We start from the raw sequence: 17,154 nt of genomic DNA on the forward strand, positions 1-17,154 counted from the left end.
GGTGCTTCCTTCGTTGGTGGTGGTCGTGCTCACCGGCGGCGACCCTTCTTGTCGTCCTTCTCGTGACCCTTGAACGTGCGGGTCGGAGAGAACTCACCGAGCTTGTGGCCGACCATCGACTCGGTCACGAAGACCGGGACGTGCTTGCGACCGTCGTGCACGGCCAGGGTGTGGCCGAGCATCTCGGGGGTGATCATCGACCGGCGGGACCAGGTCTTGATGACGTTCTTCGTGCCGGCCTCGTTCTGCGCGTCCACCTTCTTGGCCAGGTGGTCGTCGACGAACGGGCCCTTCTTCAGGCTGCGAGGCATGTCTCGTTAACTCCCTGCTCAGCGCTTCTTGCCGGTACGGCGACGGCGCACGATGAGCTTGTCGCTCGGCTTGTTGGGCTTACGGGTGCGGCCCTCGGGCTGGCCCCACGGGCTGACCGGGTGACGGCCACCGGAGGTCTTACCCTCACCACCACCGTGCGGGTGGTCGACCGGGTTCATCACGACACCGCGGACGGTCGGGCGCTTGCCCTTCCACCGCATACGACCGGCCTTGCCCCAGTTGATGTTGCTCTGCTCGGCGTTGCCGACCTCGCCGACGGTGGCGCGGCAGCGCGCGTCGACGTTGCGGATCTCGCCGGAGGGCATCCGGAGCTGGGCCATCGAGCCCTCCTTGGCGACCAGCTGGACGCGGGTGCCGGCGGAGCGGGCGATCTTGGCGCCGCCACCGGGGCGCAGCTCGATGCAGTGGACGACCGTACCGACCGGGATGTTGCGCAGCGGCAGGTTGTTGCCCGGCTTGATGTCGGCCGACGGACCGTTCTCGATGACGTCGCCCTGCTTGAGCTTGTTCGGCGCGATGATGTAGCGCTTCTCGCCGTCCGTGTAGTGGAGCAGCGCGATGCGGGCGGTGCGGTTGGGGTCGTACTCGATGTGCGCGACCTTGGCGTTGACGCCGTCCTTGTCGTGGCGACGGAAGTCGATGACGCGGTAGGCGCGCTTGTGACCGCCACCGATGTGGCGGGTCGTGATGCGGCCGGTCGCGTTACGACCACCGGTCTTGGACAGCGGCTTGACCAGCGACTTCTCGGGGGTGCTGCGGGTCACCTCGACGAAGTCGGCCACGCTCGAGCCACGGCGACCAGGCGTCGTCGGCTTGTACTTGCGGATAGCCATTGGTGAATTCCTCTAACTCTCGTCTCGACTCGCGGCAGCTCAGAGCGTGCCGAAGATGTCGATGGTGCCTTCGCGCAGCGTGACGATCGCGCGCTTGGTGTCCTTGCGCTTGCCCAGGCCGAACCGCGTGCGACGGGTCTTGCCCTGGCGGTTGAGCGTGTGCACCGAGCTCACCTTGACGCCGAAGATGCTCTCCACGGCCTTCTTGATCTCGGACTTGTTCGCGCGCGGGTCCACGATGAAGGTGTACTTGCCCTGGTCCAGCAGCGCGTACGACTTCTCGGAGACGACCGGCGCCAGCAGGATGTCGCGCGGGTCCTTGTTCACGACGGGGGTGCTCACTTGGACTCCTCCTCGGTGGTGGCGGTCGCGCCCTTGGCGGCACCCGACACGAAGGCGTCCAGCGCGGCCTGCGTGAAGACCACGTCGTCGGCGCACAGCACGTCGTAGGTGTTGAGCTGGTCGACGAACAGGACGTGCACCTCGGCGAGGTTGCGCACGCTGCGCAGACCCAGGTCGTCGGCGCGGTCCAGGACGACGAGCAGGTTGGGGCGCTCGGTCAGACCGGCCAGCGCACCGGCGGCCGACTTGGTGGACGGGGCGTCGCCCTCCACCAGGGAGGACAGCACGTGGATGCGGCCGTGGCGCGCCCGGTCGGAGAGAGCGCCGCGCAGGGCGGCGGCCTTCATCTTCTTGGGGGTGCGCTGCGAGTAGTCACGCGGCTGCGGACCGTGGACGGTGCCACCGCCGGCGAACTGCGGCGCGCGGGTCGAGCCCTGACGGGCGCGACCGGTGCCCTTCTGGCGGTAGGGCTTGCGGCCACCGCCGCGGACGTCGCCGCGGGTCTTGGTGGCGTGGGTGCCCTGGCGGGCGGCAGCAAGCTGCGCCACGACGACCTGGTGGATCAGCGGCACGTTGGTCTGCACGTCGAACAGCTCGGCGGGCAGCTCCACCGTGCCGGCGTCGCCGCCGGTCGGGTTGGTGATGGTGACGGTCGTCATGAGGTGCTCACGCCCCCTTCGCGGCCGTGCGGACCAGGACGACGCCGCCGCGGGCGCCGGGCACGGCGCCCTTGACCAGCAGCAGGCCCTTGTCCGCGTCCACGGCGTGGATGGTCAGGTTCGAGGTGGTCTGGCGCACGCCACCCATGCGGCCGGCCATGCGCAGGCCCTTGAAGACGCGACCCGGGGTGGCGCAGCCACCGATCGAGCCCGGCTTGCGGTGGTTGCGGTGCGCACCGTGGGAGGCGGAGACACCGGCGAAGCCGTGACGCTTCATGACACCGGCGAAGCCCTTGCCCTTGGTGGTGCCGGTGATGTCGACCTTCTGGCCGGCCTCGAAGGTCTCGACGGTGACCTCCTGGCCGAGCGAGTAGTCGGCGGCGTCGGCGGTGCGGAGCTCGACGAGGTGACGGCGCGGCGTCACGCCGGCCTTCTCGAAGTGGCCCTTGAGCGGCTTGGTGACCTTGCGCGGGTCGATCGCGCCGAAGGCGATCTGCACGGCGTCGTACCCGTCGGTCTCGGCGTTGCGGACCTGGGTCACGACGTTCGGGGCAGCCTGGATCACAGTCACGGGGATCAGGCGGTTGTCAGCGTCCCAGACCTGGGTCATGCCGAGCTTCTCGCCGAGGACACCCTTGACGCTGCGCGTGGTGATGGCAGTCATTGGTGATTGGTCCTTACAGCTTGATCTCGATGTTGACGTCCGCCGGCAGGTCGAGACGCATCAACGAGTCGACCGCCTTGGGGGTCGGGTCGACGATGTCGATGAGGCGCTTGTGCGTGCGCATCTCGAAGTGCTCGCGGCTGTCCTTGTACTTGTGGGGCGACCGGATGACGCAGAAGACGTTCTTCTCCGTCGGCAGCGGCACCGGGCCGACCACGGTCGCACCGGCACGGGTCACCGTGTCAACGATCTTGCGCGCCGAGCTGTCGATGACCTCGTGGTCATAAGACTTCAGCCGGATGCGGATCTTCTGTCCCGCCATCGCTTGTCTGACTCTCTCTCGTCGTACTGCTGAACATTCGAAGGCCGGTCGCTCCCGGGCCCTTCACCGACCCCCGCGCTCGGGCGTGTCGCACGCCCTGCGGGTTGCGCCCGTGTCAGCATTTCTGCATCGGGCTGGTGTCAGGTCCCGGTCGTGACCGGGGCTTGCGCTGCCGTCGCCCGCGCTCTGACCGGACGAGGGACTCGTCGGTCGTCGGCGCGTGCCGGACGGGCGGTGGAGAGCACATGGGTGCACGCCACGCGTCAAGCAACCTGTCTAGTGTGCCATGAACCTGCCGAGCACCCAAATCCGTGCTCGGGCCCCCTCGGTCCGGTGATCGGGACGTCCTTGTCCCACTCACGCGTCCCGGTCCGGCCCTCTGCCCCCGCCTCTCCCCCGACGAGGGCTCAGCCCTCGCCGGCCTCCGCGGGCGCCTCGCCCGCGCCCTCGACCTTGATCGCGGAGATCTCGAACTCGAGGGTGACCTTTTCCGAGACCAGCACGCCACCCTTGTCCAGCGGCATGTTCCAGTGCAGGCCGAACTCGCGGCGGTTGAGCCGCCGGGTGGCCTCGAAACCGGCCCGCAGGTTGCCCATGGGGTCGCGCTGGATGCCGAGCAGCTCGATCGGGATCGCCACCTGCTTGGTGACGTCGCGGATGGACAGGTCCCCCACGACCATGAAGTTGTTCTCCTCGACCTCGTCCACCGTGGTGGAGACGAAGCGGATCTCCGGGTAGGTCTCGACGTCGAAGAAGTCGACGCTGCGCAGGTGCTCGTCGCGCTGCTCGTTGTAGGTGTCGACGCTGGCCGCCTGGATCACGACCTCGACCCTGGAACGCGAGACGTCGTCGGCATCGACGTGGATGGTGCCCGCGACCTCCTTGAAGGTGCCGCGCACCGTGGTCACCATGGCATGCCGGGCCGAGAAGCCCACCCGGGTGTGCGCGGGGTCGAAGTGCCACTCACCACTGGTGGACCGGTCAAAAGAAGTCATAGGCAGACGTTACCTGCCGGAACGGCATACCACCCAGTCGGCACGCGGGCCCGACGGCAGCGGGCCCCGCCACCCGGAAGGGTGACGGGGCCCGCTGCAGACCGTGAGAGGTCAGATCACTTGAGGATCTTGGTGACCCGGCCGGCGCCGACGGTGCGGCCGCCCTCACGGATGTTGAACATGAGGCCGTCCTCCATGGCGATGGGCTGGATCAGCTCGACGCGCATGTCGGTGTTGTCGCCCGGCATGACCATCTCGGTGCCCTCGGGGAGGTGCACGACGCCGGTCACGTCCGTGGTACGGAAGTAGAACTGCGGGCGGTAGTTGTCGTAGAACGGGGTGTGACGGCCACCCTCGTCCTTGGACAGGATGTAGGCCTGAGCCTCGAACTCGGTGTGCGGGGTGATCGAGCCCGGCTTGACGATGACCTGGCCGCGCTCGACGTCCTCACGCTTGGTGCCGCGGAGGAGCAGACCGACGTTCTCACCCGCACGACCCTCGTCGAGGAGCTTGCGGAACATCTCGATGCCGGTGACGGTGGTCTTGGAGGACTGCTCGCGGATACCGACGATCTCGACCTCCTCGTTGACCTTGAGGATGCCGCGCTCGATACGACCGGTGACGACGGTGCCACGACCGGTGATCGTGAAGACGTCCTCGACGGGCATCATGAACGGCTTGTCGAGGTCGCGCTCGGGCTCCGGGATGTACTCGTCCACGGTGTCCATGAGCTCGAGGACGGTCTTGGCCCACTCCGGGTCACCCTCGAGGGCCTTCAGCGCGGAGACGCGCACGACCGGCAGGTCGTCGCCCGGGAACTCGTAGGAGGACAGCAGCTCGCGGACCTCCATCTCGACGAGCTCCATGATCTCCTCGTCGTCGACCATGTCGGCCTTGTTGAGGGCCACGACGATGTAGGGGACGCCGACCTGGCGGGCCAGGAGGACGTGCTCCTTCGTCTGCGGCATGGGGCCGTCGGTCGCGGCGACCACGAGGATGGCCCCGTCCATCTGCGCCGCACCCGTGATCATGTTCTTGACGTAGTCGGCGTGACCCGGGCAGTCGACGTGCGCGTAGTGACGCTTCTCGGTCTGGTACTCGATGTGCGCGATGGAGATGGTGATACCGCGCTGACGCTCCTCGGGCGCCTTGTCGATCGAGTCGAACGGCGATGCCTCGTTGAGGTCCGGGTACTTGTCGTGCAGCACCTTGGAGATGGCAGCCGTCAGCGTGGTCTTGCCGTGGTCGATGTGACCGATGGTGCCGATGTTGACGTGCGGCTTGCTCCGCTCGAACTTGGCCTTAGCCACTGGTGTCCTCCTGTTGGACGTGTGTTGCGATCGTCACCGGCTGGACTGCCGGGGCGACGTCTTCGGGTTTTGATGGATGGTGAAGCTGGAGGTCCATCACTCCGCGGACGGAGTGAGTCAGCTCACTCGCCGCGGACCTTCTTGATGATCTCCTCGGCCACGTTCCGCGGAACCTCGGCGTAGGAGTCGAACTGCATCGTGTAGTTGGCACGACCCTGCGTCTTGGAGCGGAGGTCACCAACGTACCCGAACATCTCCGACAGCGGGACCAGGGCCTTGACGACCTTGGCACCGGAGATGTCCTCCATGGCCTGGATCTGACCACGACGGCTGTTGAGGTCACCGATCACGTCGCCCATGTAGTCCTCGGGCGTACGGACCTCGACCGACATCATCGGCTCGAGCAGGGCCGGGTCGGCCTTGCGGGCGGCCTCCTTGAAGGCCATCGAACCGGCGATCTTGAACGCCATCTCCGAGGAGTCGACGTCGTGGTAGGCACCGTCGATGAGGGTGGCCTTGACGCCGACGACCGGGTAGCCGGCGAGGATGCCCAGCTGCATGGCGTCCTGGATGCCCGCGTCGACCGAGGGGATGTACTCCTTCGGCACGCGGCCACCGGTGACGACGTTGTCGAAGACGTAGAGCTCGCCCTCGGCAGTGTCGATCGGCTCCAGGGAGATCTGGATCTTCGCGAACTGGCCCGACCCACCCGTCTGCTTCTTGTGGGTGTAGTCGAACTTCTCGACCGTGCGTCGCAGCGTCTCGCGGTAGGCGACCTGCGGGGCGCCGACGTTCGCCTCGACCTTGAACTCGCGCTTCATGCGGTCCACGAGGATGTCGAGGTGGAGCTCGCCCATACCGCCGATGACGGTCTGGCCGGTCTCCTCGTCCAGGCGGACGGTGAAGGTCGGGTCCTCCTGCGCCAGCTTCTGGATCGCCGTGCCCAGCTTCTCCTGGTCACCCTTGGTCTTGGGCTCGATCGCCACGTGGATGACCGGCTCCGGGAACGTCATCGACTCCAGGATGATCTGGTCGTTGACGTCGCAGAGGGTGTCACCGGTCGTGGTGTCCTTGAGGCCGATGACCGCGTAGATGTGGCCCGCCGACACCTTCTCGACCGGGTTCTCCTTGTTGGCGTGCATCTGGAACAGCTTGCCCAGACGCTCCTTGCGGCCCTTGGTGGCGTTCATCACGGGCTGGCCCGCGGTGATCTCGCCGGAGTAGACGCGGATGTAGGTCAGGGTGCCGAAGAACGGGTGCGTGGCGATCTTGAACGCCAGCGCCGCGAAGGGCTCGTCCGAGGACGGCTTGCGGGAGATCACGGTCTCCTCGTCGCCCGGCTTGTGCCCCTCGGTGGGGGGGAGGTCCAGCGGGGACGGCAGGTAGGCCACGACCGCGTCGAGCAGGGGCTGGACGCCCTTGTTCTTGAACGCGGTGCCGCAGAAGACCGGGTTGACCTCGCCGGCCAGCGTGAGCGCACGGACGCCGGCGTGGATCTCGTCCTCGGTCAGCTCCTCGCCGCCGAGGTACTTCTCGAGCAGGTCCTCGTCGGCCTCGGCGACCTTCTCGACCAGGGCGTTGCGGTACTCCTCCGCCTTGTCCTTCAGGTCCTCGGGGATCTCGACGATCTCGTAGTCCTCGCCGAGCGCGGTCTCCTTCGGCCACACCAGGGCCTTCATGGTGACCAGGTCGACCATGCCGACGAAGTCGGACTCGGAGCCGATGGGCAGCTGCATGACCAGCGGGGTCGCGCCGAGACGGTCGACCATGGTCTGCACGGAGAAGTAGAAGTCCGCGCCCATCTTGTCCATCTTATTGATGAAGCACATGCGCGGGACGCCGTACTTGTCGGCCTGGCGCCACACGGTCTCGGACTGGGGCTCCACACCCTCCTTGCCGTCGAACACGGCGACCGCGCCGTCGAGCACCCGGAGGTTGCGCTCCACCTCGACGGTGAAGTCCACGTGGCCCGGGGTGTCGATCAGGTTGATCTGGGTGCCCTTCCAGAAGCTGGTGACAGCAGCGGAGGTGATGGTGATACCCCGCTCCTTCTCCTGCTCCATCCAGTCGGTCGTCGACGCACCGTCGTGCGTCTCACCCATCTTGTGCTTGACACCCGTGTAGAACAGGATGCGCTCGGTGGTCGTCGTCTTGCCGGCATCGATGTGCGCCATGATGCCGATGTTGCGGACCTTCCTCAGGTCCGTCAGGACGTCCTGTGCCACGGTCTCTCTCTCTGCTTGGTCGTCTCGTGGTCGGTGGGTATGCGGTGCGGGTGGCGGGGGGTGAGGGGCGCGGCACGCGCCCGGGGGCGCGGCTGCGGCATACCCTCACCCCCCGGGCATCACCAGCGGTAGTGCGCGAACGCCTTGTTGGCGTCAGCCATCTTGTGGGTGTCCTCGCGACGCTTCACCGCGGCGCCCAGGCCGTTGCTCGCGTCCAGGATCTCGTTCATCAGACGCTCGGTCATCGTCTTCTCACGACGCTGACGCGAGTAACCGACCAGCCAGCGCAGGGCGAGGGTGGTCGAGCGGTTCGGCTTGACCTCGACCGGGACCTGGTAGGTCGCACCGCCGACGCGGCGGGACTTGACCTCGAGGGCGGGCTTGACGTTGTCGAGCGCGCGCTTGAGGGTCTGCACCGGGTCGGTGCCGGTCTTGGCGCGGCAGCCCTCGAGGGCGCCGTAGACGATGCGCTCGGCGGTGGACTTCTTGCCGTCCAGCAGGATCTTGTTGACCAGCTGGGTCACCAGCTGCGACCCGTAGACCGGGTCCTGGATCAGCGGGCGCTTGGGAGCGGGGCCCTTACGAGGCATTACTTCTTCTCCTTCTTGGCGCCGTAGCGGGAGCGGGACTGGTTGCGACCCTTGACGCCCTGGGTGTCCAGGGACCCGCGGATGATCTTGTAACGGACACCGGGAAGGTCCTTCACGCGGCCGCCGCGCACGAGCACCATCGAGTGCTCCTGCAGGTTGTGGCCGACGCCCGGGATGTAGGCCGTGACCTCGACGCCGCTGGTGAGGCGCACACGGGCGACCTTGCGGAGGGCGGAGTTCGGCTTCTTGGGGGTGGTGGTGTAGACGCGGGTGCAGACGCCGCGGCGCTGCGGGTTGCCCTTCAGGGCCGGGGAGTTGGTCTTCTTGACCTTGTCCGCGCGGCCCTTGCGGACGAGCTGGTTGATCGTGGGCACTGATGCTCTTCTCAGTCGATGTGGTCGTGCGGTCCCCCGCCCGGGTGCACCGGCCGGCTTCACGCTCCTTGGCTTCTGCGCTCCGCACCCCCGGTCGGGAGCGACGGACACGCTGCTCTCCCCTGCACTTCCCGGCGGCCCGCCCGTGGTGCACTATGTGCAGACACGGGATGGGGCCGGACGGACTGCCCGGCGAGAGGTGGTGTGCGCGACGCCCGGCTGGGCCGGGGCGTCCACGCGCATGCGGGACCTAGCCCACACACGGTTCTCCAGACTACCGGCACGTGCCCAGCCAGCCAAATCAGTGGCTCACCCTCCCCGCGCGCCTCGCACCACCATCCCCAGCCGCTCCCCCTCGGTGTTCCGCCGGGGTGGCAGACACGCCGGGTTCGGTCGTGCAGGTTCGGTTGTGCAGGATCCGTGCCGGAGCGCGCGACACGCCGCAACGATCTGCGCACGGTGCACGACACGCCGGGCGGCGTCGAACCGGGCTGACCGCAGCCCGGACCCCGGGAGACGACGAGGGGCGGGTATGCCGTGAGTCACGGCATACCCGCCCCTGGCGGTGCTCAGGTGGCCGGTCCGGGGACCGGCGTCAGCGTCAGAACCGCTCGTCGCCGATCGGCAGGTCGTCGAGGCGGACCGCCTCGCCCGAGCCCTGGCCGAAGGTGCCGGCGTAGTCGAAGTCGTCGTACACCGGGACGCTGTAGGCCGCGGCCTTGGCCTCCTCGGTCGGCTCGACCGTGAGGTTGCGGTAGCGGGTCAGACCCGTGCCGGCCGGGATCAGCTTGCCCAGGATGACGTTCTCCTTCAGGCCGAGCAGCGGGTCGCTCTTGGCCTCCATGGCGGCCTCGGTGAGGACGCGCGTCGTCTCCTGGAAGGAGGCGGCGGAGAGCCACGAGTCGGTCGCCAGCGAGGCCTTGGTGATGCCCATGAGCTCGGGACGGCCCGAGGCCGGGCGCCCGCCCTCGGAGACGACGCGGCGGTTCTCGGTCTCGAAGCGGCCGCGGTCGACGAGGGTGCCCGGGAGCAGGTCCGCGTCGCCGGCCTCGATGATCGTGATCCGGCGCAGCATCTGCCGCACGATGACCTCGATGTGCTTGTCGTGGATCGACACACCCTGCTGGCGGTAGACGCCCTGGACCTCGTCCACCAGGTGCTGCTGGGTGGCGCGGGGGCCGAGGATGCGCAGGACCTGCTTGGGGTCGATCGCACCGGAGACCAGCTGGGTGCCGACCTCGACGTGCTCGCCGTCCTTGACCAGCAGGCGGGAGCGCTTGCTCACCGGGTAGGCGTGCTCCTCCGAGCCGTCGTCCGGCGTGAGCAGGATGCGACGCGCCTTGTCGGTGTCCTCGATCTCGATGCGGCCGCTGGCCTCGGCGATCGGGGCGACCGCCTTGGGGGTGCGGGCCTCGAAGAGCTCGACGACACGCGGCAGACCCTGGGTGATGTCGTCACCGGCCACACCACCGGTGTGGAAGGTCCGCATCGTCAGCTGGGTGCCGGGCTCACCGATCGACTGGGCCGCGATGATGCCGACGGCCTCGCCGATGTCCACGAGCTTGCCGGTGGCCAGCGAGCGGCCGTAGCACTTGGCGCAGGTGCCGACCAGCGACTCGCAGGTCAGGACCGAGCGGACCTTGACCGACTCGATGCCCGCGGCGACCAGGCGGTCGATGACCACGTCGCCCAGGTCGATGCCGGCCTCGGCCAGCACCTCGCCGTCCGCGGACACGACGTCCTCGGCCAGCGTCCGGGCGTAGACCGCGGTCTCGACGTCGTCGTGCTCACGCAGCGCGCCGGACTCGCCGCGGACGGCGATCGGCATCACGAAGCCACGGTCGGTGCCGCAGTCGTTCTCGCGGATGATGACGTCCTGCGACACGTCCACCAGACGACGGGTCAGGTAGCCCGAGTCGGCGGTGCGCAGCGCGGTGTCGGCCAGACCCTTACGGGCACCGTGCGTCGAGATGAAGAACTCCAGGACCGAGAGGCCCTCGCGGAAGTTCGACTTGATCGGACGCGGGATGATCTCGCCCTTCGGGTTGGCCATCAGGCCACGCATACCGGCGATCTGCCGCAGCTGGAACCAGTTACCACGAGCACCCGAGGTCACCATCCGGTAGATGGTGTTGTCCTTGGGCATCGAGGTCTCCAGCTCCTTGGCCACCTCGTTGGTCGCCTGGGTCCAGATCTCGACAAGCTCCTGACGGCGCTCGTCGTCGGTGATCAGACCACGCTCGTACTGCTGCTGCACCTTGGCGGCCTTGGTCTCGTAGCCGGCCAGGATCTCGGACTTGCGGGCCGGGGTCTGGACGTCGGAGACGGCCACCGTGGTGCCGGAGCGGCTGGCCCAGTGGTAACCGGTGTCCTTGAGCGCGTCGAGGCTCGCGGCCACCTGGACCTTGGTGTAGCGCTCGGCCAGGTCGTTGACGATCCCGGACAGACGCTTCTTCTCCACCACGTCGTTGACGTAGGGGTAGTTCACCGGCAGCGCGTCGTTGAAGATGGCGCGGCCCAGCGTGGTCTCCAGCTCGAAGATGTCGACGACGCCGTCCTCGGAGACGACCGCGTCCTCCGGCAGCTCGTGGCCCAGCGGGGCCGCGGTGCCGGTGATCCGCAGACGGATCGGGGACCCCAGCGCGATCTGGCCGGCGTCGAAGGCCATGCGGGCCTCCGCGACGGTCGAGAAGGCGCGCAGGTGGCGGTTGCCGTCCTCGTCCACCAGGTATGCCGTCTCCGGCTCCTTGGTGGCCTCGCTCGTCAGGTGGAACAGACCGATGATCATGTCCTGGGTGGGCATGGTCACCGGGCGACCGTCCGCCGGCTTGAGGATGTTGTTGCTGGACAGCATGAGGATGCGGGCCTCGGCCTGCGCCTCCGCGGACAGCGGCAGGTGCACGGCCATCTGGTCACCGTCGAAGTCGGCGTTGAAGGCGGTGCAGACCAGCGGGTGGATCTGGATCGCCTTGCCCTCGACCAGCTGGGGCTCGAAGGCCTGGATGCCGAGACGGTGCAGCGTGGGTGCACGGTTGAGCAGCACGGGGTGGTCGGTGATGACCTCCTCGAGGACGTCCCACACGACGCTGCGGCCACGCTCGACCATGCGCTTGGCCGACTTGATGTTCTGGGCGTGGTCGAGGTCGACCAGGCGCTTCATCACGAACGGCTTGAACAGCTCCAGCGCCATCTGCTTGGGCAGGCCGCACTGGTGGAGGCGCAGCTGCGGGCCGACGACGATGACCGAACGGCCGGAGTAGTCGACGCGCTTGCCGAGCAGGTTCTGACGGAACCGACCCTGCTTGCCCTTGAGCATGTCGGACAGCGACTTCAGCGGGCGGTTGCCGGGGCCGGTGACCGCGCGGCCACGACGGCCGTTGTCGAAGAGGCTGTCGACGGCCTCCTGCAGCATCCGCTTCTCGTTGTTGACGATGATCTCGGGAGCGCCGAGGTCCAGCAGCCGCTTGAGCCGGTTGTTGCGGTTGATGACGCGGCGGTAGAGGTCGTTGAGGTCCGAGGTCGCGAACCGGCCACCGTCGAGCTGCACCATCGGGCGCAGGTCCGGCGGGATGACGGGGACGCAGTCCAGGACCATGCCGGCCGGCTCGTTCTTGGTGGTCAGGAAGCTGGTGACGACCTTGAGGCGCTTGATGGCTCGGGTCTTGCGCTGGCCCTTGCCCGTGGCGATGATCTCGCGCAGCGACTCCGCCTCGGCCTCCAGGTCGAAGGTCTGCAGACGCTTCTGCAGGGCCGCCGCACCCATGCCGCCCTCGAAGTACATGCCGAAGCGGTCACGCATCTCGCGGTAGAGGATCTCGTCGCCCTCGAGGTCCTGGACCTTGAGGTTCTTGAACCGGTCCCAGACCTGCTCGAGGCGCTCGACCTGCTGGTCGGCCCGACGACGGATCTGGTTCATCTCGCGCTCGGCACCGTCACGCACCTTGCGCTTGACGTCCGCCTTGGCGCCCTCGGCCTCCAGCTCGGCCAGGTCGGACTCGAGCTTCTTGGCGCGCGCCTCGACGTCCGCGTCACGGCGGTTCTCGAGGGCCTTCTTCTCGGTCTGGATCTGGTTCTCGAGGGAGGGCAGGTCCTGGTGGCGGCCCTCCTCGTCGACGCTGGTGATCATGTAGGCCGCGAAGTAGATGACCTTCTCCAGGTCCTTCGGGGCCAGGTCGAGCAGGTAGCCCAGGCGCGACGGGACGCCCTTGAAGTACCAGATGTGGGTGACCGGGGCGGCGAGCTCGATGTGGCCCATCCGCTCGCGGCGCACGCCGGCGCGGGTCACCTCGACGCCGCAGCGCTCACAGATGATGCCCTTGAAGCGGACGCGCTTGTACTTGCCGCAGTAGCACTCCCAGTCCCGGGTCGGGCCGAAGATCTTCTCGCAGAAGAGGCCGTCCTTCTCGGGCTTGAGGGTGCGGTAGTTGATGGTCTCCGGCTTCTTGACCTCGCCGTGCGACCAGGTCCGGATGTCGTCGGCCGTCGCCAGCCTGATACGAAGCTCGTCAAAGAAGTTGACGTCCAGCACCGTGTGCCTTCTTTCTCAGGTATGCGTAAGACTCAAGTTGTGTTGGCGCCGGGCGTGCCTCGGACGGGCTGCGCCCGGCGCCTTTCGTCAGGTGTGACAGGGCGCTTCGCGCCGTCACACCTCCTCGACCGAGGCGGGCTCGCGACGGCTCAGGTCGATCCCGAGCTCCTCCGCGGCGCGGAACACCTCGGTGTCCGACTCGCGCAGGTCGATCTGCGTGCCGTCGGAGGAGAGGACCTCGACGTTCAGGCAGAGCGACTGCATCTCCTTGATGAGCACCTTGAAGGACTCCGGGATGCCCGGCTCGGGCACGTTGTCGCCCTTGACGATCGACTCGTAGACCTTGACGCGACCGGTCACGTCGTCGGACTTGATGGTCAGCAGCTCCTGGAGGGCGTAGGCGGCGCCGTAGGCCTCCAGGGCCCAGACCTCCATCTCGCCGAAGCGCTGGCCACCGAACTGGGCCTTACCACCGAGCGGCTGCTGGGTGATCATCGAGTACGGACCCGTGCTGCGCGCGTGGATCTTGTCGTCCACCAAGTGGTGCAGCTTGAGGATGTACATGTAGCCGACCGACACCGGGTCCGGGTAGGGCTCGCCGGTGCGACCGTCGAACAGGCGGGCCTTGCCGCCCCGGTCGATGAGCCGCTGACCGTCGCGCGTCTCCAGGGTGGAGTCGAGCAGACCGGCGATCTCCTCCTCGCGGGCACCGTCGAAGACGGGGCTGGCGACGCGGGTGCGCGGACCGGCCTCGCGGGCGTCGCCCGGGATGAGCTCGGCCCACTCCGGCTCGCCCTCGATCTTCCAGCCCTGCGCCGCGGCCCAGCCGAGGTGCAGCTCGAGGATCTGGCCGATGTTCATTCGACCGGGCACGCCGAGGGGGTTGAGCACGACGTCGACCGGCGTGCCGTCCTCGAGGAACGGCATGTCCTCGACCGGGAGGATCTTGGAGATGACGCCCTTGTTGCCGTGGCGGCCGGCGAGCTTGTCACCGTCGGTGATCTTGCGCTTGTTCGCGACGTAGACGCGCACCAGCTGGTTGACACCGGGGGCCAGCTCGTCGCCGTCCTCGCGGTCGAAGACCTTGACACCGATGACGGTGCCGGTCTCGCCGTGCGGCACCTTCATCGAGGTGTCGCGGACCTCGCGGGCCTTCTCGCCGAAAATGGCGCGCAGCAGGCGCTCCTCCGGGGTCAGCTCGGTCTCACCCTTGGGCGTGACCTTGCCGACGAGCAGGTCGCCGTCGCGGACCTCGGCGCCGATGCGGATGATGCCGCGCTCGTCGAGGTCGGCCAGCACGTCCTCGGAGACGTTCGGGATGTCCCGAGTGATCTCCTCCGGACCCAGCTTGGTGTCACGAGCGTCGATCTCGTGCTCCTCGATGTGGATCGAGGACAGGACGTCGTCCTGCACGATCCGCTGGGAGAGGATGATCGCGTCCTCGTAGTTGTAGCCCTCCCACGGCATGAACGCCACGAGCAGGTTGCGGCCCAGCGCCATCTCGCCACCGTCGGTCGCGGGACCGTCGGCGATGAGCTGGTCGGCCTCGACGCGGTCACCGGCGTCCACCCGGACCTGCTGGTTGTAGCAGTTGCCCTGGTTGGAGCGGGTGAACTTGTTGATCTTGTACGAGGTGTAGGTCCCGTCGTCGTTCGCGACGGTCACCAGGTCGGCGGAGACCTCCTGGACCACGCCGGACTTGGCGGCCCGCACCACGTCGCCGGAGTCCATGGCGGCGCGGTACTCCATACCCGTGCCGACCAGCGGAGCCTCGGCGCGCACCAGCGGGACCGCCTGGCGCTGCATGTTGGCGCCCATGAGCGCACGGTTGGCGTCGTCGTGCTCGAGGAAGGGGATCATCGCGGTCGCGGCGGAGACCATCTGGCGCGCCGAGACGTCCATGTAGTCCACCTCGCCGGCCGGGACGTCGACGGCCTCGCCGTCGCGGGCCCGGACGAGCACGCGCTCGTCGAGGAAGGTGCCGTCGTCGGCCAGGCTCGCGTTGGCCTGGGCGATGACGAAACGGTCCTCCTCGTCCGCGGACAGGTAGTCCACCTCGTCGGTGACCTTGCCGTCGACGACGCGACGGTAGGGGGTCTCGACGAAGCCGAAGGGGTTGATCCGGCCGTAGGAGGCGAGCGAGCCGATCAGACCGATGTTCGGGCCTTCAGGCGTCTCGATCGGGCACATGCGGCCGTAGTGCGAGACGTGGACGTCACGCACCTCCATGCCGGCGCGGTCACGGGACAGACCACCCGGGCCCAGCGCGGACAGACGACGCTTGTGCGTCAGCCCGGACAGCGGGTTGTTCTGGTCCATGAACTGCGAGAGCTGGCTGGTGCCGAAGAACTCCTTGATGGAGGCGACGACCGGCCGGATGTTGATCAGGGTCTGCGGCGTGATGGCCTCGACGTCCTGGGTCGTCATGCGCTCGCGCACGACGCGCTCCATCCGGGACAGGCCGGTGCGGACCTGGTTCTGGATGAGCTCGCCGACGCTGCGCAGACGGCGGTTGCCGAAGTGGTCGATGTCGTCGACCTCGACCGGGATCTCGCCGACCGGCATCGGCAGCGAGGTCTCGCCGGCGTGCAGCGCGACGAGGTACTTGATCGTGGCGACGATGTCGTCGATGCCGAGGACGGACTCCTCCAGCGGCGCCTGCAGCCCCAGCTTCTTGTTGATCTTGTAGCGGCCGACCTTGGCGAGGTCGTAGCGCTTGGGGTTGAAGTACAGGTTGTCGAGCAGCGTCTGCGCGGCCTCCTTGGTGGGGGGCTCGCCCGGGCGCAGCTTGCGGTAGATGTCGAGCAGGGCCTCGTCCTGGTTGGCCGTGTGGTCCTTCTCCAGGGTCGCGCGGATCGACTCGTAGTCGCCGAACTCCTCGAGGATCTGGGCCTCGGTCCAGCCGAGCGCCTTCAGCAGCACGGTCACGCTCTGCTTGCGCTTGCGGTCGACGCGGACGCCCACCTGGTCGCGCTTGTCGATCTCGAACTCCAGCCAGGCTCCGCGGCTGGGGATGACCTTGACCGAGAAGATGTCCTTGTCGGAGGTCTTGTCGAGGGCACGCTCGAAGTAGACGCCCGGGCTGCGGACCAGCTGGGAGACGACGACGCGCTCGGTGCCGTTGACGATGAAGGTGCCGCGCGGCGTCATGAGCGGGAAGTCGCCCATGAACACGGTCTGGCTCTTGATCTCACCCGTGGTGTTGTTGATGAACTCCGCGGTGACGAAGAGCGGCGCGGAGTAGGTCATGTCCTTCTCCTGGCACTCCTCGACGGAGTACTTCTGCTCCTCGAACCGGTGGTCGCGGAAGCTCAGCGACATGGAGCCGGAGAAGTCCTCGATCGGGGAGATCTCCTCGAAGATCTCCTCCAGACCGGAGGTGGTGGGGATGTCGTTGCGTCCGTCGGCCTGCGCAGCGGCGACGCGCGACTGCCACGCCTCGTTGCCGAGGAGCCAGTCGAAGCTCTCGGTCTGCAGGGCGAGCAGGTCGGGAACCTCGAGGGGCTCCCTGATCTTTGCAAAGCTCAGACGGCCAGATGCCGTACGAGCTGTGGACACAGTCTTCTTCGCAGTGCGCGAGGCAGCCAAGGATTGGTCCTTCCACGGGCCTGATGGGCGGCTAAGGTCAGGCCACCCCCGGCCGACTCCCGGACACGACGACTCGACGGTGTCAAGCGCATCAGCCAGTCCGGGTGGGCGGTCGGCGACGCGCGATGCCGTGGGTCAGGTGAGATCGGGGGCAGGTAAAGGGCAGCGCAAAGCGACAGCATACACGCGACAGCCGCACAGGTCCAATCGATCTCTCGATCGCGGTCGCTCCGTCGCGACCGGACCTGCGCTCCCTCCCCCCGAGGTTCGGCGTAGCAACTGTGGACCCTCGCCCGCCCGTTCGTCAAGCCGACCCTCCCCCGTGCTGTGGAACGACCGTTGTGGAACGACCGTTGTGGAACGACCACTGTGGAACGACCACGGGCGGGGT

The 17,154-nt window shown here is 67.7% G+C and carries 13 protein-coding genes; all 13 read right to left on the reverse strand.

Going from position 1 to position 17,154, the window contains the following annotated elements; translation table 11 throughout:
* Positions 1 to 29: 29 nt before the first annotated feature.
* A complete protein-coding gene (gene rpsS, locus IEV65_RS11680) occupies positions 30 to 311 on the reverse strand; it encodes a 30S ribosomal protein S19 (protein ID WP_188431000.1) in 282 nt (93 codons plus the stop codon).
* Positions 312 to 329: 18 nt separating this feature from the next.
* Complete coding sequence (gene rplB, locus IEV65_RS11685) at positions 330 to 1,166, reverse strand: 50S ribosomal protein L2 (RefSeq protein ID WP_188431002.1); 837 nt, start codon at positions 1,164 to 1,166, stop codon at positions 330 to 332.
* A 39-nt stretch (positions 1,167 to 1,205) separates the two neighbouring features.
* Positions 1,206 to 1,508 (reverse strand): 50S ribosomal protein L23, encoded by a 303-nt coding sequence (gene rplW, locus IEV65_RS11690; protein ID WP_188431005.1) that lies wholly within the window; start codon positions 1,506 to 1,508, stop codon positions 1,206 to 1,208.
* The gene (rplD, locus tag IEV65_RS11695; RefSeq protein WP_188431007.1) at positions 1,505 to 2,167 is read right to left on the reverse strand and encodes a 50S ribosomal protein L4, sunset domain variant; all 663 of its coding nucleotides are present in this window, start codon (positions 2,165 to 2,167) and stop codon (positions 1,505 to 1,507) included. The genes rplW and rplD overlap by 4 nt, the downstream gene beginning before the upstream one ends.
* A gap of 7 nt (positions 2,168 to 2,174) precedes the next feature.
* Complete coding sequence (gene rplC / locus IEV65_RS11700) at positions 2,175 to 2,831, reverse strand: 50S ribosomal protein L3 (RefSeq protein ID WP_188431009.1); 657 nt, start codon at positions 2,829 to 2,831, stop codon at positions 2,175 to 2,177.
* Between the two features lie 13 nt (positions 2,832 to 2,844).
* Complete coding sequence (gene rpsJ, locus IEV65_RS11705; protein ID WP_006946210.1) at positions 2,845 to 3,153, reverse strand: 30S ribosomal protein S10; 309 nt, start codon at positions 3,151 to 3,153, stop codon at positions 2,845 to 2,847.
* 407 nt (positions 3,154 to 3,560) lie between these two features.
* Complete coding sequence (locus IEV65_RS11710) at positions 3,561 to 4,148, reverse strand: YceI family protein (protein WP_188431011.1); 588 nt, start codon at positions 4,146 to 4,148, stop codon at positions 3,561 to 3,563.
* Between the two features lie 116 nt (positions 4,149 to 4,264).
* Positions 4,265 to 5,458 carry an elongation factor Tu gene (tuf, locus tag IEV65_RS11715; RefSeq protein ID WP_188431012.1) on the reverse strand — a complete coding sequence of 398 codons (1,194 nt, stop codon included), beginning with the start codon at positions 5,456 to 5,458 and terminating at the stop codon, positions 4,265 to 4,267.
* Positions 5,459 to 5,580: 122 nt separating this feature from the next.
* Entirely contained in the window at positions 5,581 to 7,683 is a 2,103-nt protein-coding gene (fusA, locus tag IEV65_RS11720) for an elongation factor G (RefSeq protein WP_188431014.1), read from the reverse strand.
* 119 nt (positions 7,684 to 7,802) lie between these two features.
* Positions 7,803 to 8,273: a 30S ribosomal protein S7 gene (gene rpsG, locus IEV65_RS11725; RefSeq protein ID WP_188431016.1), complete on the reverse strand. Its 471-nt coding sequence runs from the start codon at positions 8,271 to 8,273 to the stop codon at positions 7,803 to 7,805.
* Complete coding sequence (gene rpsL / locus IEV65_RS11730) at positions 8,273 to 8,647, reverse strand: 30S ribosomal protein S12 (RefSeq protein ID WP_188431018.1); 375 nt, start codon at positions 8,645 to 8,647, stop codon at positions 8,273 to 8,275. Before rpsL ends, rpsG begins: the two co-directional genes overlap by 1 nt.
* Before the next feature lie 601 nt (positions 8,648 to 9,248).
* The gene (locus IEV65_RS11735) at positions 9,249 to 13,175 is read right to left on the reverse strand and encodes a DNA-directed RNA polymerase subunit beta' (RefSeq protein ID WP_188431021.1); all 3,927 of its coding nucleotides are present in this window, start codon (positions 13,173 to 13,175) and stop codon (positions 9,249 to 9,251) included.
* A 114-nt stretch (positions 13,176 to 13,289) separates the two neighbouring features.
* Positions 13,290 to 16,763 (reverse strand): DNA-directed RNA polymerase subunit beta, encoded by a 3,474-nt coding sequence (rpoB, locus tag IEV65_RS11740; RefSeq protein ID WP_188431023.1) that lies wholly within the window; start codon positions 16,761 to 16,763, stop codon positions 13,290 to 13,292.
* Positions 16,764 to 17,154 lie beyond the last annotated feature (391 nt).

This window comes from Ornithinimicrobium tianjinense (assembly GCF_014636495.1).
In the GTDB taxonomy this organism is placed as follows: Bacteria; Actinomycetota; Actinomycetes; order Actinomycetales; family Dermatophilaceae; genus Ornithinicoccus; species Ornithinicoccus tianjinensis.

Bases quoted from the DNA above. Each gene is read 5' to 3' on its own strand.
- rplB (WP_188431002.1), bottom strand. From the start codon at position 1,166: ATGGCTATCCGCAAGTACAAGCCGACGACGCCTGGTCGCCGTGGCTCG.
- IEV65_RS11710 (WP_188431011.1), bottom strand. From the start codon at position 4,148: ATGACTTCTTTTGACCGGTCCACCAGTGGTGAGTGGCACTTCGACCCC.
- rpsS (WP_188431000.1), bottom strand. From the start codon at position 311: ATGCCTCGCAGCCTGAAGAAGGGCCCGTTCGTCGACGACCACCTGGCC.
- rplD (WP_188431007.1), bottom strand. From the start codon at position 2,167: ATGACGACCGTCACCATCACCAACCCGACCGGCGGCGACGCCGGCACG.
- rpsJ (WP_006946210.1), bottom strand. From the start codon at position 3,153: ATGGCGGGACAGAAGATCCGCATCCGGCTGAAGTCTTATGACCACGAG.
- rplC (WP_188431009.1), bottom strand. From the start codon at position 2,831: ATGACTGCCATCACCACGCGCAGCGTCAAGGGTGTCCTCGGCGAGAAG.
- rpsG (WP_188431016.1), bottom strand. From the start codon at position 8,273: ATGCCTCGTAAGGGCCCCGCTCCCAAGCGCCCGCTGATCCAGGACCCG.